General features: G+C 70.2%; 23 protein-coding genes and 1 tRNA gene. 14 read left to right on the forward strand and 10 right to left on the reverse strand.

All coding sequences use genetic code 11. The features are described from left to right. Window positions 1-429: 429 nt before the first annotated feature. A complete protein-coding gene (locus VQ03_RS08655; RefSeq protein WP_048450474.1) occupies window positions 430-864 on the forward strand; it encodes a hypothetical protein in 435 nt (144 codons plus the stop codon). Window positions 865-957: 93 nt separating this feature from the next. After that, window positions 958-1,033, forward strand: a tRNA-Asn gene (locus tag VQ03_RS08660). 69 nt (window positions 1,034-1,102) lie between these two features. Here the strand turns inward: VQ03_RS08660 and VQ03_RS08665 are convergent. Beyond that, the gene (locus VQ03_RS08665) at window positions 1,103-2,008 is read right to left on the reverse strand and encodes a helix-turn-helix domain-containing protein (RefSeq protein WP_048450475.1); all 906 of its coding nucleotides are present in this window, start codon (window positions 2,006-2,008) and stop codon (window positions 1,103-1,105) included. A 368-nt stretch (window positions 2,009-2,376) separates the two neighbouring features. Here VQ03_RS08665 and VQ03_RS08670 point away from each other — a divergent pair, with 368 nt between their 5' ends. From VQ03_RS08670 to VQ03_RS08680, 3 genes are all read left to right on the forward strand, one after another. Further along, the gene (locus VQ03_RS08670) at window positions 2,377-3,480 is read left to right on the forward strand and encodes an aromatic ring-hydroxylating dioxygenase subunit alpha (RefSeq protein WP_048450476.1); all 1,104 of its coding nucleotides are present in this window, start codon (window positions 2,377-2,379) and stop codon (window positions 3,478-3,480) included. A 4-nt stretch (window positions 3,481-3,484) separates the two neighbouring features. Further along, window positions 3,485-4,456, forward strand: a complete 972-nt coding sequence (locus tag VQ03_RS08675; RefSeq protein ID WP_048450477.1) for a PDR/VanB family oxidoreductase — start codon at window positions 3,485-3,487, stop codon at window positions 4,454-4,456. A 125-nt stretch (window positions 4,457-4,581) separates the two neighbouring features. Further along, entirely contained in the window at window positions 4,582-5,946 is a 1,365-nt protein-coding gene (locus VQ03_RS08680; RefSeq protein WP_048450478.1) for an MFS transporter, read from the forward strand. Window positions 5,947-6,013: 67 nt separating this feature from the next. Here VQ03_RS08680 and VQ03_RS08685 read toward each other — a convergent pair whose 3' ends face one another. Next, window positions 6,014-6,583, reverse strand: a complete 570-nt coding sequence (locus tag VQ03_RS08685) for a DUF2087 domain-containing protein (RefSeq protein WP_053078465.1) — start codon at window positions 6,581-6,583, stop codon at window positions 6,014-6,016. A gap of 224 nt (window positions 6,584-6,807) precedes the next feature. Beyond that, window positions 6,808-7,434, reverse strand: coding sequence for a 2-hydroxychromene-2-carboxylate isomerase (locus VQ03_RS08690; RefSeq protein WP_048450480.1), 627 nt, complete (start codon window positions 7,432-7,434; stop codon window positions 6,808-6,810). 190 nt (window positions 7,435-7,624) lie between these two features. Here VQ03_RS08690 and VQ03_RS08695 point away from each other — a divergent pair, with 190 nt between their 5' ends. Then, a complete protein-coding gene (locus tag VQ03_RS08695) occupies window positions 7,625-8,866 on the forward strand; it encodes an argininosuccinate synthase (RefSeq protein ID WP_048450481.1) in 1,242 nt (413 codons plus the stop codon). A gap of 81 nt (window positions 8,867-8,947) precedes the next feature. Here the strand turns inward: VQ03_RS08695 and VQ03_RS08700 are convergent, their stop codons facing one another. The 3 genes from VQ03_RS08700 to mtgA all read right to left on the reverse strand — a co-directional run bounded on the left by VQ03_RS08700 (window position 8,948) and on the right by mtgA (window position 11,546). Further along, window positions 8,948-9,289: a hypothetical protein gene (locus tag VQ03_RS08700; protein WP_048450482.1), complete on the reverse strand. Its 342-nt coding sequence runs from the start codon at window positions 9,287-9,289 to the stop codon at window positions 8,948-8,950. A 158-nt stretch (window positions 9,290-9,447) separates the two neighbouring features. Next, window positions 9,448-10,404: a DUF4424 domain-containing protein gene (locus tag VQ03_RS08705; RefSeq protein ID WP_048450483.1), complete on the reverse strand. Its 957-nt coding sequence runs from the start codon at window positions 10,402-10,404 to the stop codon at window positions 9,448-9,450. 341 nt (window positions 10,405-10,745) lie between these two features. Then, complete coding sequence (gene mtgA / locus VQ03_RS08710) at window positions 10,746-11,546, reverse strand: monofunctional biosynthetic peptidoglycan transglycosylase (RefSeq protein ID WP_083467862.1); 801 nt, start codon at window positions 11,544-11,546, stop codon at window positions 10,746-10,748. A 55-nt stretch (window positions 11,547-11,601) separates the two neighbouring features. On the opposite strand from mtgA, the gene VQ03_RS08715 reads away from it, so the two are divergent. From VQ03_RS08715 to VQ03_RS08725, 3 genes are all read left to right on the forward strand, one after another. Continuing rightward, window positions 11,602-12,543 (forward strand): polyprenyl synthetase family protein, encoded by a 942-nt coding sequence (locus VQ03_RS08715; RefSeq protein WP_048450484.1) that lies wholly within the window; start codon window positions 11,602-11,604, stop codon window positions 12,541-12,543. A gap of 169 nt (window positions 12,544-12,712) precedes the next feature. Further along, window positions 12,713-13,819: a 3-isopropylmalate dehydrogenase gene (gene leuB, locus VQ03_RS08720; protein WP_048450485.1), complete on the forward strand. Its 1,107-nt coding sequence runs from the start codon at window positions 12,713-12,715 to the stop codon at window positions 13,817-13,819. 17 nt (window positions 13,820-13,836) lie between these two features. Further along, complete coding sequence (locus VQ03_RS08725; protein WP_048450486.1) at window positions 13,837-14,415, forward strand: LOG family protein; 579 nt, start codon at window positions 13,837-13,839, stop codon at window positions 14,413-14,415. Window positions 14,416-14,509: 94 nt separating this feature from the next. Here VQ03_RS08725 and VQ03_RS08730 read toward each other — a convergent pair whose 3' ends face one another. Beyond that, complete coding sequence (locus VQ03_RS08730; RefSeq protein WP_048450487.1) at window positions 14,510-14,923, reverse strand: hypothetical protein; 414 nt, start codon at window positions 14,921-14,923, stop codon at window positions 14,510-14,512. A 97-nt stretch (window positions 14,924-15,020) separates the two neighbouring features. Next, window positions 15,021-15,932, reverse strand: a complete 912-nt coding sequence (locus tag VQ03_RS08735; protein WP_048450488.1) for a hypothetical protein — start codon at window positions 15,930-15,932, stop codon at window positions 15,021-15,023. 428 nt (window positions 15,933-16,360) lie between these two features. Here VQ03_RS08735 and VQ03_RS08740 point away from each other — a divergent pair, with 428 nt between their 5' ends. Continuing rightward, on the forward strand, window positions 16,361-17,395 hold the full coding sequence (locus tag VQ03_RS08740) for an aspartate-semialdehyde dehydrogenase (RefSeq protein ID WP_048450489.1): 1,035 nt from the start codon (window positions 16,361-16,363) through the stop codon (window positions 17,393-17,395). A gap of 107 nt (window positions 17,396-17,502) precedes the next feature. Further along, entirely contained in the window at window positions 17,503-19,032 is a 1,530-nt protein-coding gene (gene amaB / locus VQ03_RS08745; RefSeq protein ID WP_048450490.1) for an L-piperidine-6-carboxylate dehydrogenase, read from the forward strand. Between the two features lie 20 nt (window positions 19,033-19,052). On the opposite strand, the gene VQ03_RS30925 is transcribed toward amaB, so the two are convergent. Together VQ03_RS30925 and VQ03_RS08755 are read right to left on the reverse strand one after the other, a co-directional pair. After that, window positions 19,053-20,414 carry a hypothetical protein gene (locus VQ03_RS30925; protein WP_053078460.1) on the reverse strand — a complete coding sequence of 454 codons (1,362 nt, stop codon included), beginning with the start codon at window positions 20,412-20,414 and terminating at the stop codon, window positions 19,053-19,055. 206 nt (window positions 20,415-20,620) lie between these two features. Continuing rightward, entirely contained in the window at window positions 20,621-21,790 is a 1,170-nt protein-coding gene (locus VQ03_RS08755; protein ID WP_048450491.1) for a M20 aminoacylase family protein, read from the reverse strand. A 301-nt stretch (window positions 21,791-22,091) separates the two neighbouring features. On the opposite strand from VQ03_RS08755, the gene VQ03_RS08760 reads away from it, so the two are divergent. The 3 genes from VQ03_RS08760 to VQ03_RS08770 all read left to right on the forward strand — a co-directional run bounded on the left by VQ03_RS08760 (window position 22,092) and on the right by VQ03_RS08770 (window position 25,784). Beyond that, a complete protein-coding gene (locus VQ03_RS08760; protein ID WP_048450492.1) occupies window positions 22,092-23,702 on the forward strand; it encodes an ABC transporter substrate-binding protein in 1,611 nt (536 codons plus the stop codon). A gap of 133 nt (window positions 23,703-23,835) precedes the next feature. Next, window positions 23,836-24,816, forward strand: a complete 981-nt coding sequence (locus VQ03_RS08765) for an ABC transporter permease (RefSeq protein ID WP_048450493.1) — start codon at window positions 23,836-23,838, stop codon at window positions 24,814-24,816. A 17-nt stretch (window positions 24,817-24,833) separates the two neighbouring features. Further along, entirely contained in the window at window positions 24,834-25,784 is a 951-nt protein-coding gene (locus VQ03_RS08770) for an ABC transporter permease (RefSeq protein ID WP_048450494.1), read from the forward strand. Window positions 25,785-25,787: the final 3 nt, after the last annotated feature.

Genomic DNA, 25,787 nt, shown 5'->3' on the forward strand with positions numbered 1-25,787 from the left:
GTAGTAAGTAGTCAACTCATGTCAGGTATGATGATGACTATGATGGAAAAGTTATTTAAAACGTTCGCGAATTAGAGTGATGTTTTTTTTTTTTTTTAAAGCAAAGGAGGGCATACGAGTTCTAGTAGGGTCTCGTGGGCGCGGAGATGTGTATAAGAAAAGGGAGGGATCGTGGGAGGATCCAGGCGGAGGACGGGACGCGTGGCGACGGCATCGCGATGCCGTCGCCACGACGAGACCGGAACTCAACGCCAAGCTCTGCCGTTCCGTTCCCAGGCGGGAGCCGTGCGCAGCCTCAAGCCTGGCAGCTGCGCGGCGCCGCCTTAGGTGAGGGCCGAGAGGTCCTTGGCAAGGATGAGGTCCTTGGCAAGGATTCGGTGACAGGAATTCGGTGACAAGAGTTCCTGGGCAGTTGAGGAGAGGCAAGCCATGCGGCCGGGCGTGAAGCGGCTCTATCTGTGGTCGGCGGCGGCGGCCCTTCTTGCCGGCGGCATCAGCGCGGCGGAGGCCGGCTGCGTCCGGCGCGTCATCAACCGCTCGCCCTATTTCGCGGTGGCGAGCCGCAACGACGGCCCCAGCGTCGGCATCCCGCCGCATTCCTCGCGCTCGATCCGCATGCTCGCCCCGGGCAAGGTCGACATCGCGGCCCATTGCGCCGCCCGGGGCCCGCGCGGACGCCTCGTTCCGGTCGGGCCGCCGGTGGCGCAGGACAGCTACACGTTCACGGCGATCCTCGACCGCTGCTACTACGACCTCGGCCTGATGGGCTTCGGCCAGGGCGGCACCGAGCCCTTCGTGCTCAACAACCCGCGCCAGGGCGATCTCGTGATCGGCCCGGACGGCCCGGCCTGCCCGCCGCGTTGAGGCGCGACACCGGGCGCGACATCGGGGTTGCGCCGCCCGAATGAACTGGCTAAGAAGCCCCCGTCGGCGCCGAACCAGCGCCGGCAGCGACGTTCCCCGATAGCTCAGTTGGTAGAGCAGGCGACTGTTAATCGCCTTGTCGTAGGTTCGAGTCCTACTCGGGGAGCCACTCTCCTTCTTCCGACCCACATTCGGGATCCTGCGGCGACGCCTTTGCGCCCGCGCCACGATCCATGGGTCAAGTCTCTCCTCCCCGACTCGCACGCCGGAACGACGCCGGGCTCAGGCCTGCGCGCGCCGCGAAGAAGCGTGAGAAATAGGCCGGATCGTTGAAGCCGAGATCGAAGGCGACCTTCGAGACCGGCAGCGTGGTGTAGACGAGGCTGCGCTTGGCCTCGAGCATCAGCCGGTCGTGCAGGATGCCTTGCGGCGAGCGCCGCACCGCCTCGGTGCAGGCGGCGTGCAGCCGGTCCGGGCTGACCCCGAGCGCGGCGGCGAAGCGGGCGACCGGCCAGCCCTCGCGCAAATGCGCCTCGACCAGGCGGCGGAAGCGGCGGTGCAGGTCGGCCCGCGCCAAGGCCGCCGGCTCGGTGATCGAGCGGGCGGCGCGGGTGCGCATCACGCCGACGACCAGGAGCTTGACCAGCGCCGCCACCGCGCTCGCCGCCCCCGGCAGGGCACCGGCGGCCTCCCGCATCAGGGTCTCGACGAGCCTCGCGAGATCGAGGTCGATCTCCTCCGGCGAGCCGGGCCGGCCGCTGAACGTCGCCTCGGCCGTCACCCGCAGGCGAGCCGCTTCCGCGTCGGGATCGAGCACGGCGGCGAGGAAGTCGTCGGCGAGCGACAGCACCACCCCGTCGGTGCCGGGCCGGAACGAGAAGGCGTGCACCACCCCCGACGGCACCCAGACCAGCCAGGGGGCGGAGAACTCTTCCCGGCTCGCATCGAGCGACAGGGCGCCGTGGCCGCTCGTGACGACGAGCCCCTGGGTCAGCGCGCCGTGGCGGTGGGGCGCGATCTCCCAATCGTGCAGGGCTGCGCTGGTGCCGATCCGCTCGGCATGGACGAAGCTCGGCACCGTGGCCTCGGCGGTCTCGCCGTAGAGGCGAAAGACCGGGATCGGGCGTTCCCGCAGCGTTGGCATCGCCGTGTCCTCCCACCCGGAGCAAGGCTGCCCGGGAAACATCGGACACCCGCGTCCATTCTCTTTCCGACGAGTCGACCTGTGCGCCGAGGGTAAGCCGCGGCGCCAGATCCGTCCAAGAAATTCCGGGCCGCGTCCATGGCGAGGGCGGTCCCTTGCGGCTAGCGTCCGAGCCTCGAACCGGACCAGTTCCAAACTGCTGATCCGGCACGCGAAACCTGTGTGCGGCGCAACACCGGCCGGCCCGCCGGCGGAAGGCTGGAAAGCCTCCGCCCGGCGCCCCGATACGGCCAAGCCTGAGTGCCGCTGGACCGGACCGTCAGCGAGGCGACAAGACCCGCGGGGCCGAGACGACGAGGGAGAGAACGATGACGGACCCGAAGGGCTTCCCCCTGAATGCCTGGTACGCCGCCGCCTGGGGCCACGAGATCGGCCGCGAACTGACGCCGCGCCGGATCTGCGACAAGGACGTGGTGCTCTACCGCCGCACCGACGGCGCCGTCGCGGCCCTGGAGGATGCCTGCTGGCACCGGCTGCTGCCGCTGTCGCTGGGCCACCTCAAGGGCGACCAGGTGATGTGCGGCTATCACGGCCTCGTCTTCGACGCGACCGGCCGCTGCACCTTCATGCCGGCGCAGGAGACCATCAACCCGTCCGCCTGCGTGCGCGCCTTCCCGGCGGTCGAGCGCTACCGCCTGGTCTGGCTCTGGATGGGCGACCCGGCGCTCGCCGATCCGGACCTCGTGCCGGATTTCCACTGGAACAGCGACGCGCCCTGGGTCGGCGAGGGCGGCACGTTCTACAGCCTGAAGTGCAATTACCGGCTGGTCATCGACAACCTGATGGACCTGACCCACGAGACCTACGTCCATGCCGGCAGCATCGGCGACGACGCGATCACCCGCAGCCCGTTCGAGGTGACGCATACCGACACGTGCGTCACGGTGGAGCGCTGGATGGAGAACATCGAGCCGCCGCCGTTCTGGGCCCGGAACCTGGGCAAGCCCGGCCATGTCGACCGCTGGCAGATCATCCGGTTCGAGGCGCCGACGGTGGTGGCGGGCGATGTCGGGGTGGCGCTCACCGGCACCGGCGCGCGGCAGGGCGACCGGAGCCAAGGCGTCAACGGCTTCTTCCTGGCGGCCATCACCCCCGAGACCGCGACGAGCTGCCATTATTTCTGGAACTTCGTGCGCAGCTGGCGCACCGACGACGAGGAGCTGACGAAGGCGCTCAACCGTGCCCACGTCAATGACGGCAAGGGCGTCTACGACCAGGACCACGACGTGCTGGAGGCGCAGCAGCGGGCGATCGACCGCCAGCCGCGCCAGCCCTTCTACAACCTCAACATCGATGCCGGCGCCCTGTGGGCCCATCGCCTGATCGACGGCATGATGGCGAAGGAGGGACGCGATCCGGCCAAGAGCGGTCCGGCCAAGGCCGCGCCGGCGGCCGGCATCGCGGCGGAATGATGCCATGGCCGCGACCGACTGGACGCCTGCGCGCCTGCGCGCCACCCGGGCGCTGACGCCCGACATCCGCCTCTTCGAGATCGAGCCCACGGAGCCGGTCGCCCCGGTCCCGCCCGGGAGCCATCTCGGGGTGGCGGTGATGATCGGCGAGCGGCCGGACACCCGCTCCTACTCGCTGCTCGATTCAGGCACCGACGGGCTCTACCGCATCGCCGTGAAGCGGCTGCCCGACAGCCGCGGCGGCTCGGCCTACATGCACGGGCTGGAGCCCGGCGCGCGCCTCAGCATCTCGGGCCCGCGCAACCATTTCGGCCTCGTCCCCGGCCGGCCGGGCTACCTGCTCGTGGCCGGCGGCATCGGCATCACCCCGCTCCACGCCATGGCGCTGGCCCTGCACCGGGCCGGCTCTCCGTTCCGCCTGCTCTACGCCGCCCGGACCCGGCAGGACCTCGCCCTCGCCGACGAGTTGCGGGCGCGGATCGGCGAAAAGCTCCAGACCGTCACCGACCAGGAGGGCGGGCGGATCGACCTCGCGGCGGCCATCGCCGACCTGCCGGCCGGTGGCGAGGCCTATGTCTGCGGCCCTTACGGGATGATGGAGGCGGCCCGCCGGGCCTGGGCGGAATCGGGCCGCCCGGCGCAAGGGTTGCGGTTCGAGACCTTCGGCACCGGCGGCCGCCACGCCGCCGAGGCGTTCACCGTGCGCATCCCGCGGCTCGCCAGGGAGATCGTCGTCCCGCGCCACCAGACCATGCTGGAGGCGCTGGAGGCGGCGGGCGTCGGCATGATCCACGATTGCCGGCGCGGCGAGTGCGGCCTGTGCACGGTGAAGATCTTAGGCGTGGACGGCACGGTCGATCACCGCGACGTATTCTTCAGCGATGCCCAGAAGGCGACGAATGCGCAGCTCTGCACCTGCGTGTCGCGGGTGGTCGGCGGCGGGATCACGATCGATACGGCGGATCGGGCGGGGTGAGACGAGGGATTCGGCGAAAGCAAATCGAAGTTATGGATCCCGGGCGCGGCCCCGGGACGACGCAGAGGGTGTCATGACCCTCGCCATCATCAAAAAACGACAATCGAATCCTTCGGGAGGACATCATGCCCATCGCACAGGACGCATCCGACCCCCGTGCCGCCATCCGGCAGGGCGCCATGACCCCGTTCCAGGTCGCCGCCGTGGCGGTCTGCGTGCTGATCTGCGCGCTGGACGGGTTCGACGTGCTGGTGGTCGCCTTCACGGCGGCCTCGATCGCCAAGGATTTTTCGCTGAAGCCGACCGATCTCGGCCTGCTGTTCAGCGCCGGCCTCGCCGGGATGGGGCTCGGCGCCCTGCTGATCGCGCCGCTGAGCGACCGGTTCGGCCGGCGCACCACCCTGCTCCTGTGCCTCGCCATCCTGTGCACCGGCATGCTGGCCGCCGCCGCGGTGAACACCCTCACCGAACTCGCCCTGGTGCGGCTGTTCACCGGGCTCGGCATCGGCGGAGGCCTCGCCACGGTCAACATCGTGGTGGCCGAATACGCTACCGACCGCTGGCGCAACCTGTCGATCTCGCTGATGTCGCTGGGCTATCCCCTCGGCGCGACGCTGGGCGGGGCGTTCTCGGTCTATCTCATCGCAGCCCATGGCTGGCGCTCGGTCTACGTCTTCGGCGGCCTCGTGGCGCTCGCGCTGGTGCCGGCGGTGCTGGCCTTCCTGCCGGAATCCCTCGACTACCTCATCGCCCGCCGCCCGGCCGGGGCGCTCGCCAAGGTCAACCGGGTGCTGGCGCGCCTCGGGCGCCCGGCGCTGGCCGCCCTGCCGGCGCCCCTGCGGGCCGAGGCCGAGACCGGCGCCAGCCTCTCGGCCATCGCCCGTCCGCCCTACCGCAGCCGGACGCTCGCGGCCTGCGCGGCGTATTTCTGCGTGATGACGACCTGCTACTTCTTCCTGAGCTGGACCCCGAAGGTGCTGACCGAGCTGGGCCTGAGCGTCAGCGGCGGCATCTCGGGGGCGATGCTGATGAATCTCGGCGGCGCGGTCGGCTGCCTGCTGTTCGGCTTCGTCGCCCGCCGGGCCGGGACGCGCCGGCTCGCCGCCGCCTTCATGGCCGGGCTGTTCCTCGCCGCGACGCTCTTCGGCCACGTCCCGGCGACGCCCGCGGCTCTGCTCGCCGCCACCCTCTTCATCGGCTTCTGCCTCTACGGCTCGATCAACGCGATGTACGCGGTGGTGCCGCCGATCTTCCCCGCCCCCGTTCGCACCACCGGCACCGGCCTCGCCATGAGCGTCGGCCGCCTCGGCGCCGTCACCGGGCCGGCGCTCGCCGGGATGCTGATGGCGGCGGGCTGGGAGCGGGCGGAATACTGCATGGCGCTGGCCCTGCCGATGCTCGTGGCGGCTTTCTGCCTGCGCTGGGTCGCGGCGCGGGAGCCGGCGGCCGCCGTGCCGGGCGGGGTTCCCGCCGTCGGGATGAAGGCCTGACCACGATCGCCGGCGGAAGGGCCGGGCAGCGAGGCGGCGAAAACCGGTCCTCGCCGCCCGGCCGGGGTCAGGGCGCGCGCTCGCGCAGGTGGCGGATCAACGCCGCGCCGTCGGGCGACGGCGCCCGCTCGATGCGGCGATAGTCCCGCCCGTCCTGGCTGCGGGTCATGAGGCCGGTATGGCACATCGTGCGCCGGAGGATGGCGGGATCGCCGAAGAGGTGCAGCCTGGCGAGGACGGCACTGATCTCGCGCTCGTCGAACGAGCGCCTGGGTGGGATCCGCGACCAGATCGCCCAGAGGCACAGGTCCTGGATCGACCGCTGGGCCGGCCAACGTCCCAGGCGTCCCTGGGGATCGAAGTAGCGCGCGGCGCGCAGGACGATCGCCGGACCGGCCTGCGCAGGCGGGTCCTGCGCCGCTTGCCCCACCCGCGGACCGGACGCGAGGCGGGCGCGAAGATGCTGGAAGTTCCGGTGGCCGGCCGCCCGGGCCAGCATGTTCAGCATCTCGAGATGGCTCGGGACATGGCCGCCACCTGGACCCGGTGGCGCCGCGCGGGAGGCCCATTGGCTGCGCAGCGACTTGGCCAGCGCCGACACGTCGCCGGTCGCGAAGGGAAGCGGTTCTCTCGGCACGATCATTCTCCGAGTGCCGATCCCGACCGGGGAACGCCCGGTCAGGTGTCGATGGTCACCGGCTTTCGACGCGGCACGGGAATGCGCGCGGACCGAACGGAACGGCCGTACGGACGTGAGGCAGGTTTAGCTCCCCTCGCGGGGCGGTGACGCCTGGGTGACTGCCGACCCTGAGGGAAATGATATCCGGATCCGCCGGGGCGGCAAGCCGCCCGACGCGCGCCTCACCGCAAACCCGCCGGCCGCTCCCCCACCGCCCAGGCCAGCGCCTGCTCCAGCCGGTCGTTGCCCCAGAAGAGTTCGCCGTCCTCGGTCAGGAAGGTCGGGGCGCCGAACAGGCCGCGCGACTTCGCCTCCTCGCCGATCGAGCGCAGGCGGCTCTTCACCGGCTCCTGCGTCGACGCCCGGATCAGGGCCGGGCCGTCGAGGCCCAGGCCGTTGAGGAGGGCGGAGATCGCCGCCGGCTCGGCGATCGAGGCGCCTCGGGCGAACTCGGCATCGTAGACCGCCCGCACATAGGCACCGATCCACGGCTCCTCGGCGCCGTGGACCGCCACCCGCGTCGCCGCGAGGCTGTTCTGCGGGAAGCTCTCGGGCCGCGTCACCGGCGGCAGGCCGAGGCGGGCGGCCTCGCGGGCGAGGTCGCGCCACATGTGGCGGCCCTTGGCCGGGTAGAGGTTGAACGGCGAGGAGGTCCAGCCTTGCGCGGCGAAGACCGGCCCGAGCAGGAACGGGCGCCAGCGCAGGCGCACCCCGGCCGCGTCGGCCAGCGCCTCGATCCGCATCGCGGCGAGGTAGGAATAGGTGGATGCGAACTCGAACCAGAATTCGAGCGTGGGCCGGCGCGGCATCGCACCCCTCTTGCGTTGGACTGATCGGCGCACCTTCGCGTCCGCACGCGCCGGCCACAAGCGCCGCCCCGGGCGTCGCATCGCCACGGGGCGGGATGGGAACTTTGGCAGCGCGGTTGCACGCGGCCGGGCCGGGCTGGTAAGCCCCCGCCCGTTCGTTCAATTCCTCCACACCCGAGGCTCGCCCCGCATGTCCGACCAGCCCCAGAAGCGCGTGAAGAAGGTCGTGCTCGCCTACTCGGGCGGCCTCGACACCTCGATCATCCTCAAGTGGCTCCAGACCACCTACGGCTGCGAGGTGGTGACGTTCACCGCCGATCTCGGCCAGGGCGAGGAGCTGGAGCCGGCCCGTGCCAAGGCCGAGCTGCTCGGCATCAAGCCCGAGAACATCTTCATCGAGGACCTGCGCGAGGAATTCGTCCGCGACTACGTCTTCCCGATGTTCCGGGCCAATGCCCAGTACGAGGGCATCTATCTCCTGGGCACCTCGATCGCCCGGCCCCTGATCGCCAAGAAGCAGATCGAGATCGCCGAGCGCGTCGGCGCCGACGCCGTGTCCCACGGCGCCACCGGCAAGGGCAACGACCAGGTCCGGTTCGAACTCGGCTATTATGCCCTCAAGCCCGACGTGACGGTGATCGCCCCGTGGCGCGAATGGGATTTCCGTTCCCGCGAGGCGCTGATCGCCTTCGCCGAGCAGCACCAGATCCCGATCGCCAAGGACAAGCGCGGCGAGGCGCCGTTCTCGGTCGACGCGAACCTCCTGCACGCCTCTTCCGAGGGCAAGGTGCTGGAGGATCCGGCGCAGGACGTGCCCGACTACGTCTACTCGCGCACCCTGTCGCCCGAGGAGGCGCCCGACACCCCGACGGTCATCACCATCGGCTTCGAGCGCGGCGACGCGGTCTCGATCGACGGTGAAAAGCTGTCGCCCGCGACCCTGCTCGCCAAGCTCAACGAGCTGGGCCGGGCCAACGGCATCGGCCGCCTCGACCTCGTCGAGAACCGCTTCGTCGGCATGAAGAGCCGCGGCATGTACGAGACCCCCGGCGGCACCATCCTGCTGCCGGCCCACCGGGCGATCGAGTCGATCACCCTCGACCGCGGCGCGGCCCATCTCAAGGACGAGCTGATGCCGCGCTACGCCGAGCTGATCTATAACGGCTTCTGGTTCTCGCCGGAGCGCGAGATGCTCCAGGCGCTGATCGACAAGAGCCAGGAGATGGTCACCGGCACCGTGCGGCTGAAGCTCTACAAGGGCGGCGTCCACGTCATCGGCCGCGAGAGCCCGAACTCGCTCTACGACCAGGACCTCGTCACCTTCGAGGAGGGCGCCGTGGCCTACGACCACCGCGACGCGGCGGGCTTCATCAAGCTCAATGCGCTCCGCCTGCGCACGCTCGGCCAGCGCAAGCGCAAGCTCGGCGCGTAAGAGAAGAGGCCTGCTCCGGCGACGGAGCAGGCCTCGCGAGCGGACGATGCGGCCGGCGCGCAGGCCGGCCGCGAGACTGCCTTACTCCTCGTCCTCGTCGTCGATATCGACCAGGAACAGGATGTCGACGTCGTCCTCCTCGTCCTCGTCGTCGGTCTCGCCCTGGCTGTCATTCGCGGCCTTGGGCTCGTCCTCGTCCTCGAAATCCTCCTCGTCCATCGAGTCCTCGAAGGTCTCGACCTCGTCCTCGGTGGCGGGGCGCAGCTTCAGCGATTCGGCCTTGCCCGACCAAAGCGGCCGGCCGTCGCTCTTCATGGTGCGCAGGTCGTCCTGAAAGCCCTCGACCTCGAGAAGCTCCCGGGCCCGTTCCTCGTTCGACCGGATGATGGCGACGGGCGTGCCGTCGATCTCGAGAGTGAACATCGTGCTTCCCTTGCTCAGGGCCGCGCCGCAAAGGGCGGGCGGGGCCGGTGTTACGGGGGGAAAGGCCGCCGCGCCAGCCCCGTTCCGGGCGGCCTCGACGGAAAGTCGCGCGGGCCTGCGATGGTTCGCCGGCTCCACGGCGACTCGCCGGAGCGCGCCTACCGGATCCCGAGCGAGGCGTCGTCGTTCGAGACGATCAGGATGCGCAGGTCGGCATCGGGCACGTAATCCTTCGCCTCCCACACGAAGGTGGTGGCGCCGGCCTTGCGCACGCCCTTGCGGCAGAAGCTCACGAGCGCGCCCGGGCTGCCCTTGTCCACCGTCAGGGTGAAGCGGCCGATGCGGCCGGCCCAGTTGCGCGCGGTCGTCACGATGTAGGGCACCTCGACCGCCCGGGTCAGGCCCTGACCCTTCATCGGCGAGGCGGCGATCAGGCGGCGCACCCCGGCGAGGCCGGCATCGTCGAGGCAGTAGCGGGCCCGGTAGGCGGGCGTCGCCGCCTCCTCGGCCGCGAGCAGGTGGTTGCCCTTCACGGGGGCGTAGGCGTGCGAGACGCGAAGCGCGCGGCCGGCCGGAAACGTCTGCTCCCAGTGGAACTTGGCCTCGCCGCGCCACAGGGCATCGGCACTCGCCGAAGGTTCGGTGAGGAGACCGGCTTTTACCAGTTCCTGCAGGGCCGGCGGCGCGAGGCGCTTGAGCGCGACGTCCAGGTCGCCGCGCCGCAGCGGGTTGAGCGGCAGGCCGTGGCGGGTGAGCAGTCCGGTCACCTCCCGCGTGCCGAGATAGGCCCGTTCCTCGAGATGCGGCGTCACCGGCGCCCCGTCCACGGTCACCGTGAAGCCGACGAAGTTCGCCCGGTCCTCGAAGGGCAGGCCGAGGGCGCTGGTCGACAGTTCGGCCCCGTCGATGGGCGGGAGCGGGAAGGCGATCCGCAGGGTCTTGGGCGCGGCCGCGTCGTTGCGGAAGACGTAATCGACCGCGATGCGGTCGACGCCGATGCGCAGGTCCTCGCTGGCGAGCGTGATGTCCGGATCGCGCACCAGCACGAGGCCGCCGGCATCGAGGGCGGCGGCGCTGTCGTTGGCCTCGGCCGGAGCAGCCAGGGACGCCGCCATGGCACATGCGGCCAGGACCGCCCGAACTCCGCTGCCCGTCATCGCCGTCCCCCGTTCCTTGCACGGCTCCGCCTGCGGCAGACCGCATCCTGCCCGCAATCGTCATACCATCGGCCTAAGATGCTGACGCATCAGGCCGTTGACCCATCTCGAATTTTCGATTTCAAGCCAAAAGCTTGGCGAAAATTCGAGAACGGAACCAAAGGTCGTTTTCAACGACCGTTGGTATCATACCAAGGTTGCCCGCAGGTCTCGCCTTTTGACGGCACGTCGCGGGATCCCCGCTTCCACACCGGAGAGGGGAGCCGAGACCTACTCTCGATATCTTGGACAAAACCAGATTACGGCCGCACGCACTGGCTCAACCCCCCGATTCCCGCCGTCCGCCCCTGGATGCGTCCGGCCAGCGCCCGCAAGGCCCGGGTCGGCCGGCGCGGGTTGCGGGCGATCGGGTTCGGCAGGGCGGCGACCAGCAGCGCCGCCTCTCCCTTCGTGAGGTCGCGGGCGGACTTGCCGAACCAGTGCCGGGCGGCGGCCTCCGCGCCGAAGATCCCCTCCCCCCACTCGGCGACGTTGAGGTAGATCTCCATCGTCCGGCGCTTGCCCCAGACCACGTCGACCATCAGCGCCAGCGGGATCTCCAGGGCCTTGCGCAGGTAAGACCGGCCCGGCCACAGGAAGACGTTCTTCACCGTCTGCATCGTCACCGTCGAGGCGCCGCGGCTCGGGCCGTCCTCGTCGTCGACGACGCTCCACAGCGCGTCCCAATCGACGCCGCCATGCAGGCAGAAGCGCTGGTCCTCGGAGGCTACGACGCCCTGGACCAGGGCCGGGGCGATGGCCTCCAGCGGCACCACCTCCCGGCTCACCGGCTGGAGCGTGGCCCAGCGGCCGAGCATCAGGGTTGAGGGCGGGGTCAGCGCGCGATAGACGAGCGCCAGGATCAGGACGAGGGCGACCGCCATGACGGGCACGAGGAGCACGGCGCGCAACACCCGCCGCCCGCGGGCCCGGGCCGGCGGCGCCCCCGCCGGGACCAGCCCGCGCAGCGGTTGCGGCACGCGCTCATTGCGGTCCGCCGTGATGCGCGGCTCCTGAATTCGACCCTCCTCTCGGCGTGCCCGTCGATACGAGGCCACCATGACGTCAACGCGGGCCCCGCAGGACACGACGCCGGGCCGTCCCCAGGAAAATACGATGGCCGGCACCACAGGATACCCGCAGGCAGGCGATTTCACGGCGCGGCTCTCGGCCGTCGCCAAGAGCGTCGAAGGCTTTCTCGCCGAGCGTCTCGGCGACGCGGTGCAGCCCGGCGAGATCGCCCGGCCGCCCCGGCTGATGGAGGCGATGCGCCATGCCGTGCTCAACGGCGGCAAGCGCCTGCGCCCGTTCCTCGCCATCGAGACCGCCCGGATGCTCGGCGGACCCTTCGAGGGCGCCATGGCGGCCGGCGCCGGCGTCGAACTGGTTCATTGCTACTCGCTGGTCCATGACGACCTGCCGGCGATGGACGACGACGACCTGCGCCGCGGCCAGCCGACGGTGCACAAGAAGTACGACGAGGCCACCGCGATCCTGGTCGGCGACGCCCTCCAGACCCTCGCCTTCGAGATCGTGGCCGATCCGGCCTGGCAGGCCGACCCGCTGATCCGGTCCGAGCTGGTGCTCGGCCTCGCCCGGGCGTCGGGCCTCGGCGGCATGGTCGGCGGCCAGCTCCTCGACCTCGGGGCGGAGGGGCGCTTCGGCCCGGCCAACCTCGACGTCGATGCCACGCTCCAGCTCCAGGCGATGAAGACCGGCGCCCTCCTGGCCTTCTCGGTCGATGCCGGAGCGCTGGTCGGCGGCGCGACTCCGGAGGAGCGCCGCGCCCTCCTGGCCTATGGCCGGGCGCTGGGCCAGGCCTTCCAGGTCGCCGACGACATCCTCGACCGCGAGGCCTCCTCGGAGGCGATGGGCAAGCGCACCGGCAAGGACAAGGAGGCCGGCAAGGCCACCCTCGTCGACCGCCTCGGCCTCGACGGCGCCCGCGCCGAATGCGAGCGCCTGGTGGGCGAGTGCGAGAACGCCCTGAAGCCCTGGGGCGAGGCCGCCGCGACGCTCTGCGAGGCCGCCCGCTTCACCGTCGCGCGCAAGTCCTGATCCGGGGGCTCCGCCCACGATCCGCTCTCCAGGGAGCGCATCGCAGACTTCGATGATGACGCCCTCTCCGGACGAACCGGTCACCGGCTCGTCCGGAGAGGGCCGTGGACCCCGGCAGAGGGATCTGCCCTCTGCCCACCCGGAATTTCCAGACCAGAAGAGTCACGCCATGGCCACGTACAAGATCCTGCTCCTGCCCGGCGACGGCATCGGCCCCGAGGTGGCTGGGGAAGTCTCCAAGGTGCTGGCCTGGTTCACCCGCGCCGGCATCGCCCGGTTCGAGACCGAGACCGACCTCGTCGGCGGGGCGGCGATCGACGCCCACGGCGTGCCCCTCTCGGAAGCCGCGATGGACCGGGCCAAGGCCGCCGACGCGGTTTTGTTCGGCGCCGTCGGCGGGCCGAAATGGGCCGGCGTGCCGTATGCCAAGCGCCCCGAGGCGGGCCTGTTGCGCCTGCGCAAGGATCTGGGCCTGTTCGCCAATCTCCGTCCGGCGATCTGCTACCCGGCTTTGGCCGACGCCTCGGCGCTCAAGCGCGAGCTGGTCGAAGGCCTCGACATCGTCATCGTGCGCGAGCTGACCGGCGGCGTCTATTTCGGCGAGCCGAAGGAGATCGTGACTCTCGAGGACGGCCAGAAGCGCGCCGTCGATACGCAGATCTATACGACCGGCGAGATCGAGCGGATCGCGGCGGTCGCCTTCGACCTTGCCCGCAAGCGCCGCAACAAGGTCGCCTCGGCCGAGAAGCACAACGTGATGAAGACCGGCGTGCTGTGGAAGGAGACGGTCACCCGGCTCCATGCCGAGCAGTACTCCGATGTCGGGCTGGAGCACGTTCTGGCCGATAACTGCGCCATGCAGCTGGTGCGCAACCCCAAGCAGTACGACGTGCTGGTCACCGACAACCTGTTCGGCGACATCCTGTCGGACGTGGCCGCGATGCTGACCGGCTCGCTCGGGATGCTGCCCTCGGCCTCGCTGGGCGCGGTCGAGAACGGCACGCGCCGCGCCCTCTACGAGCCGGTCCACGGCTCGGCCCCCGATATCGCCGGCCAGAACCTCGCCAACCCGATCGCGATGATCGGCTCGCTGGCGATGGCGCTTCGCTACTCCTTCGGCCTGCTCGAAGCCGCCGACCAGCTCGAGAGCGCCATCACCCGGACGCTCGCCGCCGGCACCCGCACCCGCGACATCGCGGCCCCGGGCGCCAACGCGGTCGGCACCACCGAGATGGGCGACGCGATCGTGCGCGAGCTGCAGGCTCAGGCGGGCTGAACCGGGAAGGACGAACGATGCGCCTGTGCGTGTTCTGCGGCTCCAGCGACGGCGCCCGCCCGCTCTACCGCGAGGCGGCGACCGCCCTCGGGCGCTCCTTCGCAGAAAGCGGGATCGAGCTGGTCTATGGCGGCGGCAAGGTCGGGCTGATGGGGGCGGTCGCCGACGGCGTGCTCGCCGCCGGCGGCCGGGTGACCGGCATCATCCCGCAGGCCCTCGTCGAGAAGGAGACCGCGCATCTCGGCCTGACGGAGCTGCGCGTCGTCGCCTCGATGCACGAGCGCAAGGCCCTGATGGCCGACCTCGCCGACGGCTTCGTGGCGCTCCCGGGGGGCTTGGGCACCTTCGAGGAGATGTTCGAGGTCTGGACCTGGGCCCAGCTCGGCTACCACCGCAAGCCACTCGCCGTGTTCAACGCCGGCGGCTTCTTCGACGGGCTGCTGAGCTTCCTCGACTCCGTCGTCCAGGAAGGTTTCGTGCGCGAGCCGCACCGGGCGATGCTGATCGTCGGCACCGAGCCGGCCGACCTCGTGGCCCGCATCCGGGCCTACGAGCCGCCGCGGGTGATCAAGTGGGTGAAGGCGGAGGAGCGGTAAGGGGGTCTCCGCCCTCGCCCGCGAGCGACCTCGACTCCACAAACGAAACGGGCCCCACTCGGGGCCCGTCGCACATCCAGCCGATGCGGCCCGCTCAGTACCCGTAGCGCGCCCGCGACAGCGGCGAGGTCGGGTCGAGGTAGTCGATCGCCGACAGGTCGACCGTGACGGCGCTGCGCCGGGCGCCGATGAACGGGCCGTTGGTGATCGGGTCGGGCAGGATGCCGGCGCCGCCGAAGCGCTCGCGGTTGGCGATGTAGGGCGGCGAGTTCAGGTAGGAGGCGGCGATGAAGTGCGGGTTGGTGGCCGGGTTGCCGGTCGCACCCGAATTGGCCTCCACCACGTTGCCGGCATCGAGCCAGCTGCGCGGGCGCACGCGGATCGCGAGGCCCTGGCCGTCCCGGTAGCTGCGGATCACGTAGCTGTCCTGCGCCTGCGAGGCGGCGGTGCCGGCGCCCAGGGCCGCGAGGGAGAGAAGCCCGGTCAGGGCGAGAGTCTGGAAGCGCATGACGCACCTTTGATGAACGTCGCCAGGGTAGCGCCGCACTCGTTAAGAAACGACGCCGTTGTGGAAAGAGACGTGCGAGCGCGGCCGAGGTTCCCGTTCACGGCGAAGCTGGTCGCGAATGCCGCACTCTCGCCGCATTCTTCCGAACCGGCTTGCGGGGCGCGGACAGGGCCGCGGTGGTGACCGGCTCCTCGGGCGGGCAGGACGCCGCCCTCGGCTCGGCCAGCATCGCGACGACCGCCGGGGAGAGCCCGGCCCCCGGCAGGGCGGCGAGGCGCTCGACCGTGCAGGCCACCGCCTGCGGCTCGGGCAGCTGGCCCAGAGGGGCGCAGAGCCAGCCTTCGATCCGCAAGGCCGCGCCGAGGCGGAACGCCGTGCAGGCGCGCCGGCCCTCCGCGTCGGCGAGCGTCGCGTCGACGGTGTCGAGGGCCCCGAACCGCGTCGCCAGCTGCCCGCGCTCGCCGGTGCGGACCACCGCGAGGCCGCCGGCCTCCGCGGCCCGGCGGGCGAGGGTGACGAACAGGCTCCCCTCCCCTTCCGGCTCCGCGGCTTCGATGGCGATCAGGCGCAGGAACGGCGCCTCCTGGACCGGGAAGGTGCCGGCGGCCAGCGTGTCCTCCCGCAGGCCGGCTTGCGTCCGGGCGCTGCCGGTCGCCTCGCCGAGGCGGTAGCGATCGGCCGCGACCTCGCTCCAGGCGGGCGGCGCCACCGCGGGGGCGGCGTAGCGCGGCACGAAGGCCGCCTGATCGGCGACCGGCGGGTCGGCCAGGCGCCGCTCGCTGGCGAGCACGCTGAGCAGCGCGATCACCGCCGCCGCCGCGACGGTGCGGCGGGCGCTGCGCCAGGGCCGCGACGGGCGGGGCGCCGCGCGGGGCAGCGGCCGCGGCAGCAGCGGCTCGACCGGGCCGATATCCTGCGAAAGGGCCAGGTCCTCGGCAAGCGTGTCCTTGGCAAGTGCCTGTCCCGCCCGCGCCAGGGCGGCGTCGTCGAAGTCCGGCCTCTGCCGCACGGGATCGCTCCTTCACGGTTGCACGTGGTCGCGAACCCAGGATCCCTTCGCATTTTAGCGATTCCGTTGACCGGCCCCGACTTGTCCCCGGCCGGCCGACCGCAGAGTCAACGAAACCCTAACGGGTGACGGGAGGCGGAATCTGGTGCCGACGATCGGTCCCGGCCCTTGACAGGCAGGTGCGTTCGGGCTGTTGCTTCCCGCGCTCGCGCACCCCATCTCGGGTGTCGCCTTTTCCGAGGACTGACCGCGCCATGCGGCCTGTGTCGACCACGACGAAACGCAAAGCCACGACGGCGATTACCGCCGCCGGCTGAAGCCTCGCGTCGTCCTCGGATCCCTCCCCGTCCGTGGCGGACGGAGGCCGGGCTCCACGAGCCCGCCTGAGATCGTCCGGGGAGGAGCAAGTCCGAACTGGAGCGATTGAGATGGGTTACAAGGTTGCCGTCGTCGGAGCCACCGGCAATGTGGGCCGCGAGATGCTCGACATCCTGGCCGAGCGCGCCTTCCCGGCCGACACCGTGGTAGCGCTCGCCTCCCGCCGCAGCCTCGGGCAAGAGGTGTCCTTCGGCGACAAGACGCTGAAGGTCCAGGCCCTCGACCAGTACGACTTCTCCGGCACCGACATCTGCCTGATGTCGGCCGGCGGCGAGACCTCGAAGGAGTGGTCGCCCCGCATCGGCCAGCAGGGCTGCGTGGTCATCGATAACTCGTCGGCCTTCCGCTACGATTCCGACGTGCCCTTGATCGTGCCGGAGGTGAATGCCGACGCCGTCGTGGGCTTCACCAAGAAGAACATCATCGCCAACCCGAACTGCTCGACCGCGCAGCTCGTCGTGGCCTTGAAGCCCCTGCACGAGGCCGCCACCATCAAGCGCGTCGTCGTCGCGACCTACCAGTCGGTCTCCGGCGCCGGCAAGGACGCCATGGACGAGCTGTTCAACCAGACCCGCGCGGTGTTCACCGCCGGCGAGGTCAAGGTGCAGAAGTTTCCTAAGCGCATTGCCTTCAACGTCATCCCGCACATCGACGTCTTCATGGAGGACGGCTCCACCAAGGAAGAGTGGAAGATGGTGGCCGAGACGAAGAAGATGCTCGACCCCAAGATCAAGCTGACCGCGACCTGCGTGCGCGTGCCGGTGTTCATCGGCCACTCGGAGGCGGTGAACGTCGAGTTCGAGCGCCCGCTCTCGGCGGAGGAGGCGACCCAGATCCTGCGCTCGGCGCCCGGCATCCTGGTCGACGACAAGCGCGAGCCCGGCGGCTACATCACCCCCCACGAGGCGGCGGGCGAGGACGCGACCTACATCTCGCGCATCCGCGAGGACATCACGGTGGAGAACGGCCTGTCGTTCTGGTGCGTGTCGGACAACCTGCGCAAGGGCGCGGCGCTCAACACGGTCCAGATCGCCGAGGTGCTGGTCAACCGCAAGCTGATCTCCCCGAAGCAGAAGGCCGCCTGAGCGCCGGCGATGTGAAACGGGATCGAATCCCGTAGGATCGCGAACCATGCCCGGCCCGCCTCCCGTCCGAGGCGGGCCGTGCTTCGTCGAAAGCGGAGATTGCGCCCATGGCCCCGACCGTCCTGTCCGTCCGCGACGACACCCTGGCGGTGCTGGAGCGCCTCGGCGTTCCGGCCTCGGCCTTCGCGGAGGGTGGGCTCCCGGCGCGCTCGCCGATCGACGGCGGGGTGGTGGCGGAGCTGGGCGAGACCGGCCGGGACGAGGCCGAGGCGATCGTCGCGAAAGCCGCCCAGGCCTTCCTGGCCTGGCGCCGGGTGCCCGGCCCGCGCCGGGGCGAGCTGGTGCGGCTCTTGGGCGAGGAGCTGCGCGCCCACAAGGACGATCTCGGCCGCCTCGTGACACTCGAGGCCGGCAAGATCCTCTCGGAGGGCCTCGGCGAGGTCCAGGAGATGATCGACATCTGCGACTTCGCCGTCGGCCTGTCGCGGCAATTGCACGGGCTCACCATCGCCACCGAGCGGCCGGACCATCGCATGATGGAGGTCTGGCACCCGCTGGGCGTGTGTGGTGTCATCACGGCGTTCAACTTCCCCGTGGCGGTCTGGTCGTGGAACGCGGCGCTGGCGCTCGTCTGCGGCGATCCGGTCATCTGGAAGCCGTCGGAGAAGACCCCGCTCACCGCGCTCGCCGTCCATGCTCTCGCCACGAAGGCGGTGAAGCGCTTCGGCGCGGAGGCGCCGGACGGCCTGCTCGGCCTGCTGATCGGCGGCCGGGACCTCGGCGAGCGGCTGGTCGAGGACGAGCGGGTTGCGCTCGTCTCCGCCACCGGCTCGACCGCGATGGGCCGGCAGGTGGCGCCGAAGCTCGCCGCCCGCTTCGCCCGGGCGATCCTGGAGCTCGGCGGCAACAACGCCGCCATCGTGGCGCCCTCCGCCGATCTCGACCTGGCTTTGCGCGCCATCGCCTTCGCGGCGATGGGCACCGCCGGCCAGCGCTGCACCACCCTGCGGCGCCTCTTCGTGCATGAGAGCGTCTACGACGCGCTCGTGCCGCGCCTGAAGGCCGCCTACGGCTCGGTGCGGATCGGCGATCCGCGCGACCCCGCCACCCTGATCGGCCCGCTGATCGACGTGGCGGCCGCCGACGGCATGGCCCGCGCCCTCGACGAGGCCCGGGCGATCGGCGGCACCGTCCATGGCGGCGAGCGCCTGCGCGACATCCGCGGCGAGGCGGCGGCCTATATCCGCCCGGCCCTCGTCGAGATGCCCGAGCAGGCCGGCCCGATGCGCCGCGAGACCTTCGCGCCGATCCTCTACGTGACCCGCTACTCCGATCTGGAGGAAGCGATCCACGCCCAGAACGCCGTGGCGGCCGGCCTGTCCTCGTCGATCTTCACCAAGGACCTGTCGGAGGCCGAGACCTTCCTGTCGGCCTCAGGCTCCGATTGCGGCATCGCCAACGTCAATATCGGCCCCTCGGGCGCCGAGATCGGCGGGGCTTTCGGCGGCGAGAAGGAGACCGGCGGCGGCCGCGAGGCCGGCTCGGATTCCTGGAAGGCCTACATGCGGCGCGCGACCAACACCATCAATTACGGCAAGACCCTGCCGCTGGCGCAGGGCGTGACGTTCGAGGTGTAGCGCGCCGGAGCGGCCGCCCCTCACCAGGACGAGAGGGCGGCCCGCTTCCAGGTATTGGCGGCGACGCAGGTATAGACGAAGTTGGCGTCGTGCGCCCAATCACCGGGGGCACAGGGGGCCTTGGACGAGGCTGGCGTCCCGAGCGGCGAGTTGAGGAGGCCACTTGTGGTCATCCGCGCCGGCGTTGCGGTGAGGGCCGCCGCCCCGCCCTGGACGTAGCGGAGTGCGCCGTCGGCATAGGACAGGCAGCCGTCGAGGCTGTTGAGGCAGAGATTCTGTCCCGCACCGGCGATGAGCGCGTAGGGCATCGTACCCTGGCTGGTATTGACCCCGCTGAAATGTTTTCCGGCGATGTTGACGCTCGTGATCGCACTTGTCCCGTCATAGAACGTGTTGTCGCGGATCAGATGGGCGCCCTGGTAGAGGTGCCCGTTGATCATGTTGTAGGTCTCGCGCGTCAACGTCACGCGCGATCCGGTCGCGGTCGCGGCCTGGTTGAGCGTCGCGGTACCGGAGCCCTGGTTGACGGCCGCCGGGTCGCCGCCGATCGCCGCGACCGTCGCGAGGCCGGCAATGCCGGGTCCGCTGAGGCGGTCGCCGACATGGAGCGTCCCCGAGAACGTGATGCTCGGGCTGCCCGTCCTGGTGGTCGCAGTGAGCGTCGAAGGCGCAGGCGTCTCACCCGACCACAATTCGCCGGCCGTGATCGGAAATCCCGAGAAGGTGCGGAACACCGAGGCCGCGTTGCCGAGCTTGCCGCCGGGCAGGTACGGCCCGTTGAAGTTCGTCATGTCGATCTCGGTGTTGTACTGCGACTGGACGCCGACGCCGCCGAGGATGGTGAGCGCCGGATTGAACGCCCAGGTATTGCCGCCGCCCGGCCGCACCAGGGTCGGCACGTAGAGCGCCACCTTCTGACCGTGGTTGGTCTGCGGCCCGGCCCCCGTCATGCTCTCGAAATTGACGACGAGCCCGGATTCCTGACGCATGTTGCCCTGCGTCGTCCTCGCCTGGACGAGTTGCTGGGCAAGCTGGATGTAGGTCTGGTCCCCGGCAGGGAGCAGCGGATCGGCCATGCGCTCCGGCCCGATGCCGACGCTGGCCGCGAAAGGGATGTCGATCCTCGGAGACGTCTTCGTCGTGTAGCAGCTCTGCTGCGGCGACGAGGTGCCGTTGACGTAGCCCGCCCAGGCGGCGGTGTCGCAGGCGCCGGCGACCGCCGCGCCGGGCCCGCCGACAGCTCCCGCATCGCGGACCGGAACCGGCCCGACATCGAGCTGAGCCAGATCCACGCCGCCGTGATGCCCGTCCCGGGCGAAGGCGGGCGCGAGCGGCGATCCGAGCACGGCGGACAGGGCGAGGGTCGGCAACAGGCGGGGCATCGGGTCCTCGAGGCTCTCACGGCTTCGGCGCCGGGCAATCGTGCCTCTCGCCATATGATGCCGCGCGCGCTCGGGAGCGAGCCGGGATCGCGGCGAGCGGATCGGCCCTGGCCGCAACGATGCCGCAGCGCCCGAAGGCCGGCCGCCCGATCCTGCTCCGTCGGACCTTGCGCCGCCGGACGGCCTCGTCCGACGGCGCGCGGCCCTCACGCCGCCGGCATCGCCCGCTCGATCACCCGGGCGAACAGCGAGACGCCGTAGGGCGATGCCTGGTCGTTGAAATCGTAGGCCGGGTGGTGCAGGCCGGCGCCGGGGCCGGTGCCGAGGAAGATGTAGGCGCCGGGCCGGGCGTTCAGCATGTAGGAGAAATCCTCCGCGCCCATCATCGGCTGGACCGCGCGCTCCACCGCGCCCTCGCCGGAGACCTCCGCCGCGACGTCGGCCATGAAGCGCGCCCGCTCCGGATCGTTGGCGGTCACCGGGTAGCCGCGGCCGTAATCGGCGGTCGCGGTGGCGCCGAACGCGGCGGCGACGTTCGAGGCCACTTGACTGATGCGCGCCTCGCACAGGTCGCGGACGCTCTCGGAGAGGGTGCGCACGGTGCCGTTGAGGATCGCGACCTCCGGGATCACGTTGAAGGCGTCGCCCGCCTTCACCTGCGTGATCGAGATCACCGCCGACTGCACGGGATCGACGGTGCGCGACACGATCGATTGCAGGGCGGTGACGATGTGGGATGCCACCAGCACCGGGTCGATGCAATCGTGCGGCGCCGCCGCGTGGCCGCCCTTGCCCCGGACCGTGATGGTGATCCGGTCGGCCGCCGCCATGATCGCGCCGGAACGGATCGCGAAGCTGCCGAGGGCCAGGCCCGGCATGTTGTGCAGGCCGTAGACCTCCTGGATGCCGAAGCGCTCCATCAGGCCGTCCTTCAGCATCACGTCGGCGCCGCCGCCGCCCTCCTCCGCCGGCTGGAAGATCACCACCGCCGTGCCGTCGAAGTTGCGGGTCTCGGCGAGGTACTTGGCGGCGCCGAGCAGCATCGCCGTGTGGCCGTCATGCCCGCAGGCGTGCATCTTGCCCGGCACCGTCGAGCGGTGGGGAACGCCGCTCGTCTCCTCGATCGGCAGGGCGTCCATGTCGGCGCGCAAGGCCACCACCTTGCCCGATCCGGAGTTGCGGCCACGGATGACGCCGACGACGCCGGTCTTGCCCAGACCCGTCACCACCTCGTCGCAGCCGAAGGCGCGCAGCCGGTCGGCCACCAGGCCGGAGGTGCGGTCGAGGGCGAACAGCAGCTCGGGATGCTGGTGGAAGTCGCGGCGCCAGGCCGTGATCTCGTCGGAGAGGGCGGCGACGCGGTTGATGACGGGCATGTGACAAGACGCTCGTGTCGGGGCGGGAACGAAGGTGCAGGATGCAACAGGCAGACCGGCCCGCGGTCAACTCCCTTGCGCGGCTCGCGAATGCCGCGGACCTCGGCGCCGGCTGCATGGCCCGGGCGCCGGTTGGCCCGGGACTTGTTACGGCTGCACGATCGTTCCACCCCTACCCGGCCCCTGGCCGGAAGGGACGGGACGGTGCATCATTTTTCAGCATTTCGGCGTCGCCTATGGCGCCGGAAGATGCTCTAACGCGCTTGATCGCCTCTTTTGCCTCCGCGGAGTGTCCTCGTCGATGTCGCCTGTGAAGTTTCGTCCGCTGCTGGCCTGCCTCGCCGCCGCCACCGCCCTCGGGGCGATCGCCGGCGCCGCGCCGGCCTCGGCCGCCAACACCTTCCGGTTCGCCTTCCAGGGCGACCTCAAGTCCCTCGACCCGTACACCCTCAAGGAGACGTTCACGATCTCGGCGCACGGCGCGGTCTACGAGTCGCTCGTCACCCGCGACAAGAACCTGAAGCTGGTCCCGGGCCTCGCCGAATCCTGGGAGACCCCGGAGCCGACCCGCTACCGCTTCAAGCTTCGCAAGAACGTCAAGTTCCACGACGGCTCGCCCTTCACCGCCGACGACGTGATCTTCTCCGCCGAGCGCGTGCGGGCGCCGGGGTCCAACTTCCAGACCAACGTCCCGGCGGACGCCACCTTCGTGAAGGTGGACGACCACACCGTCGACATGGTGCTCAAGAACCCCAACCCCATCGCCCTGTACCAGTTCGGCGGCTGGTACATCATGTCGAAGGCCTGGGCCGAGAAGCACGACGCGACGAAGCCCACTCCGGTCTCGGCCTCGGCTCCGAGCTACGCGGCCTTGCACGAGAACGGCACCGGCCCGTTCACCATCACCGAGCACCAGCCCGGCGTGCGCACGGTGTTCAAGAAGTTCGACGGCTACTGGGGCAAGGTCGAGTCGAACCTCGACGAGGCGATCTTCACCACCATCAGCAACGACGCGACCCGCGTCGCCGCCCTGCTCTCAGGCGAGGTCGACTGGGTCGATCCGGTCCCGCTGCAGGACCAGAGCCGCGTCAGCTCCAGCGCCAACGCCGTGGTGGTGAACGCGCCCGAGCTGCGCACGATCTTCCTCGGCATGGACCAGACCAGCGACGAGCTGCGCGGCTCCAACGTCAAGGGCAAGAACCCGTTCAAGGACGTGCGGGTGCGCGAGGCCTTCTATCGGGCGATCGACGAGGACGCGATCGTCAAGCGCGTGATGCGCGGCCAGGCGACGCCGGCCGCCCTCCTGATCGCCCCGCCGCTCTTCCCGCTGGCCGGTGACTTCAAGCGCCCGACCTACGACCCGAACAAGGCCAAGGCGCTGCTGGCGGAGGCCGGCTATCCCAACGGCTTCGAGGTGCCGCTCGACTGCCCGAACGACCGCTACGTCAACGACGAGGCGATCTGCCAGGCCATCACCTCGATGCTCGCCCGCGTCGGCGTCAAGGTGAACCTGAACGCCCAGCCCAAGGCGAAGTACTTCGCCAAGATCCTCAAGCCCGCCTTCGACACCTCGTTCTACATGCTGGGGTGGACGCCGTCGTCGATGGACTCGCACAACATCCTGTTCGAGATCGCCGGCTGCCGGAACGACAAGTCCTCGCCGCGGGGCACCACCAACCTCGGGAATTACTGCAACCCGAAGGTCGATGCGCTCGCCGACAAGATCGAGCGCGAGACCGACCAGGAGGCCCGCAACCTGATGATCAAGCAGGCCTACGAGATCATCCAGAACGATTGGGGCTACATCCCGCTGCACCAGCAGGCCCTGGCCTGGGGCGTGTCGAAGAAGGTGAAGCTGGTGCCGCGTGCCGACAACCAGATGATGCTGTTCTGGGTGTCGAAGGAGCCGTAAGGCGCCTTTAGAGCTAACCCTTGTAAGGACGAGCGCTTCCCCTCCCCACAAGGGGGAGGGGAAAGCGTTCTATTTTTTCGGACAGAGCCCGAGACGCAGTCTCGGACCACACCAGAACCCAAGAAAAACCCCCATGCTCGCCTTCATTCTCCGCCGCCTGCTGCAATCCGTCGGGGTGCTGCTGGCGGTCGGGCTGATCGCCTTCGCGATGTTCCGCTTCGCCGGCGATCCGGTGAACCAGCTCGTGGCACCCGATACGCCCTATGCCGAGCGGTTGCAGATCCGCCAGAGCCTCGGCCTCGACGATCCGGTGCTGGTGCAGTTCGCCCGCTATGCCGGCAACGCCGTGCGCGGCCAGTTCGGCAACTCGTACCAGTTCCGCCAGCCGGTCTCGACGCTGCTCGCCGAGCGCATGCCCGCGACGCTCGAACTCGCTTTCTGCGCCACCCTGTTCGCGCTCACCGCCGGCATCCTGATGGGGGTCTACTCGGCGCTCCACCGCGACAGCGTTGGGGCCAAGATCGTCCAGGCCATCTCGCTCGTCGGCGTCTCGCTGCCGACCTTCCTGATCGGCATCCTGCTGATCTTCCTGTTCTCGGTGACCCTCGGCTGGCTGCCGTCCTACGGCCGCGGCGACACGGTGCGGATCGGCTGGTGGACCACCGGCTTCCTTACCGTATCCGGCTGGAAGGCCCTGATCCTGCCCTCGATCACGCTGGGGCTGTTCCAGATGACGCTGATCATGCGTCTCGTCCGGGCCGAGATGCTGGAGGTTCTGCGCACCGACTACATCCGCTTCGCCCGCGCCCGGGGCTTGACCACCCGCTCCATCCATTTCGGCCACGCCCTGAAGAACACGCTGGTTCCGGTCATCACCGTCGCCGGCCTGCAACTCGGCTCGATCATCGCCTTCTCGATCATCACCGAGACGGTGTTCCAGTGGCCCGGCATGGGCCTGCTCTTCGTGCAGGCGGTGCAGAACGTCGACGTGCCGATCATGGCCGCCTACCTGCTGCTGGTCGCCCTCATCTTCGTGACGATCAACCTCGTGGTCGATCTCCTCTACACCATCGTCGATCCGCGCCTGCGCCTCTCGGTGCGGCGGGCGACGTGAGGATTTTTTAAAAAGCCATGGCCTCCCCCGCCCCCGCTCTCTCAGCCGCAGCGCCGCCGTCGCGCCTCGCGCGCTTCCTCGATTCCGACCTCTTCGCCAACTTCAAGCGCTCGAAGCTCGCCATGGCGGCCTTCGCCGCCACGGTCCTGTTCGTGGCGCTCGCGCTGCTCGCCCCCGTCATCTCGCCGCAGAACCCCTACGATCCGGCGCAGCTCGAGCTGATGAATGCGAGCCTGCCGCCGATCTGGTACGCCGACGGCCAGGCGCCGTTCCTGATCGGCACCGACGACCAGGGCCGCGACGTGCTCTCGGCAGTGTTCTACGGCATGCGCCTGTCGCTCCTCGTCGGGGTGCTCGGCGTGCTCCTGTCGGGCTTCATCGGCATCGGCCTCGGCCTGATCGCCGGCTATGCCGGCGGCTGGGTCGACACCATCATCATGCGCGTCGCCGACGTGCAGCTGACCTTCCCGGCGATCCTGATCGCGCTCATCGTCGACGGCGTCGCCAAGGCGGTGGCCGGCGGCCACATGGAGGCGGATGCGCAGATCGCGCTGATCGTCGTGGCGATCGGCCTGTCGTTCTGGGTGCAGTATGCCCGCACCGTGCGCGGCTCGGTGATGGTCGAGAAGAACAAGGATTACGTCCAGGCCGGCCGGCTCATCGGCCTGTCGGCGCCGGTGATCCTCACCCGCCACATCCTGCCAAACGTCACCGGCCCGGTCTTCGTCATCGCCACGATCAACCTGGCGCTCGCCATCATCACCGAGGCGACGCTGTCCTTCCTCGGCACCGGCCTGCCGGAGACGATGCCGTCCCTCGGCACGCTCATCCGCACCGGCAACCGCTTCCTGTTCTCGGGCGAGTGGTGGATCGTCGCCTTTCCGGGCCTGGCGCTGGCCGGCCTCGTTTTGGCGATCAACCTGCTGGGCGACTGGCTGCGCGACGCCCTGAACCCCAAGCTGCAATGACCG

Origin of the sequence: Methylobacterium tarhaniae, from assembly GCF_001043955.1 — a bacterium.
Lineage (GTDB): Bacteria > Pseudomonadota > Alphaproteobacteria > Rhizobiales > Beijerinckiaceae > Methylobacterium > Methylobacterium tarhaniae.

Coding starts and splice junctions, on each gene's coding strand:
- VQ03_RS08655 (WP_048450474.1), top strand. CDS start 430: ATGCGGCCGGGCGTGAAGCGGCTCTATCTGTGGTCGGCGGCGGCGGCC.
- VQ03_RS08665 (WP_048450475.1), bottom strand. CDS start 2,008: ATGCCAACGCTGCGGGAACGCCCGATCCCGGTCTTTCGCCTCTACGGC.
- VQ03_RS08670 (WP_048450476.1), top strand. CDS start 2,377: ATGACGGACCCGAAGGGCTTCCCCCTGAATGCCTGGTACGCCGCCGCC.
- VQ03_RS08675 (WP_048450477.1), top strand. CDS start 3,485: ATGGCCGCGACCGACTGGACGCCTGCGCGCCTGCGCGCCACCCGGGCG.
- VQ03_RS08680 (WP_048450478.1), top strand. CDS start 4,582: ATGCCCATCGCACAGGACGCATCCGACCCCCGTGCCGCCATCCGGCAG.
- VQ03_RS08690 (WP_048450480.1), bottom strand. CDS start 7,434: ATGCCGCGCCGGCCCACGCTCGAATTCTGGTTCGAGTTCGCATCCACC.
- VQ03_RS08695 (WP_048450481.1), top strand. CDS start 7,625: ATGTCCGACCAGCCCCAGAAGCGCGTGAAGAAGGTCGTGCTCGCCTAC.
- VQ03_RS08700 (WP_048450482.1), bottom strand. CDS start 9,289: ATGTTCACTCTCGAGATCGACGGCACGCCCGTCGCCATCATCCGGTCG.
- VQ03_RS08705 (WP_048450483.1), bottom strand. CDS start 10,404: ATGGCGGCGTCCCTGGCTGCTCCGGCCGAGGCCAACGACAGCGCCGCC.
- mtgA (WP_083467862.1), bottom strand. CDS start 11,546: ATGGTGGCCTCGTATCGACGGGCACGCCGAGAGGAGGGTCGAATTCAG.
- VQ03_RS08715 (WP_048450484.1), top strand. CDS start 11,602: ATGGCCGGCACCACAGGATACCCGCAGGCAGGCGATTTCACGGCGCGG.
- leuB (WP_048450485.1), top strand. CDS start 12,713: ATGGCCACGTACAAGATCCTGCTCCTGCCCGGCGACGGCATCGGCCCC.
- VQ03_RS08725 (WP_048450486.1), top strand. CDS start 13,837: ATGCGCCTGTGCGTGTTCTGCGGCTCCAGCGACGGCGCCCGCCCGCTC.
- VQ03_RS08730 (WP_048450487.1), bottom strand. CDS start 14,923: ATGCGCTTCCAGACTCTCGCCCTGACCGGGCTTCTCTCCCTCGCGGCC.
- VQ03_RS08740 (WP_048450489.1), top strand. CDS start 16,361: ATGGGTTACAAGGTTGCCGTCGTCGGAGCCACCGGCAATGTGGGCCGC.
- amaB (WP_048450490.1), top strand. CDS start 17,503: ATGGCCCCGACCGTCCTGTCCGTCCGCGACGACACCCTGGCGGTGCTG.
- VQ03_RS30925 (WP_053078460.1), bottom strand. CDS start 20,414: ATGCCCCGCCTGTTGCCGACCCTCGCCCTGTCCGCCGTGCTCGGATCG.
- VQ03_RS08755 (WP_048450491.1), bottom strand. CDS start 21,790: ATGCCCGTCATCAACCGCGTCGCCGCCCTCTCCGACGAGATCACGGCC.
- VQ03_RS08760 (WP_048450492.1), top strand. CDS start 22,092: ATGTCGCCTGTGAAGTTTCGTCCGCTGCTGGCCTGCCTCGCCGCCGCC.
- VQ03_RS08765 (WP_048450493.1), top strand. CDS start 23,836: ATGCTCGCCTTCATTCTCCGCCGCCTGCTGCAATCCGTCGGGGTGCTG.
- VQ03_RS08770 (WP_048450494.1), top strand. CDS start 24,834: ATGGCCTCCCCCGCCCCCGCTCTCTCAGCCGCAGCGCCGCCGTCGCGC.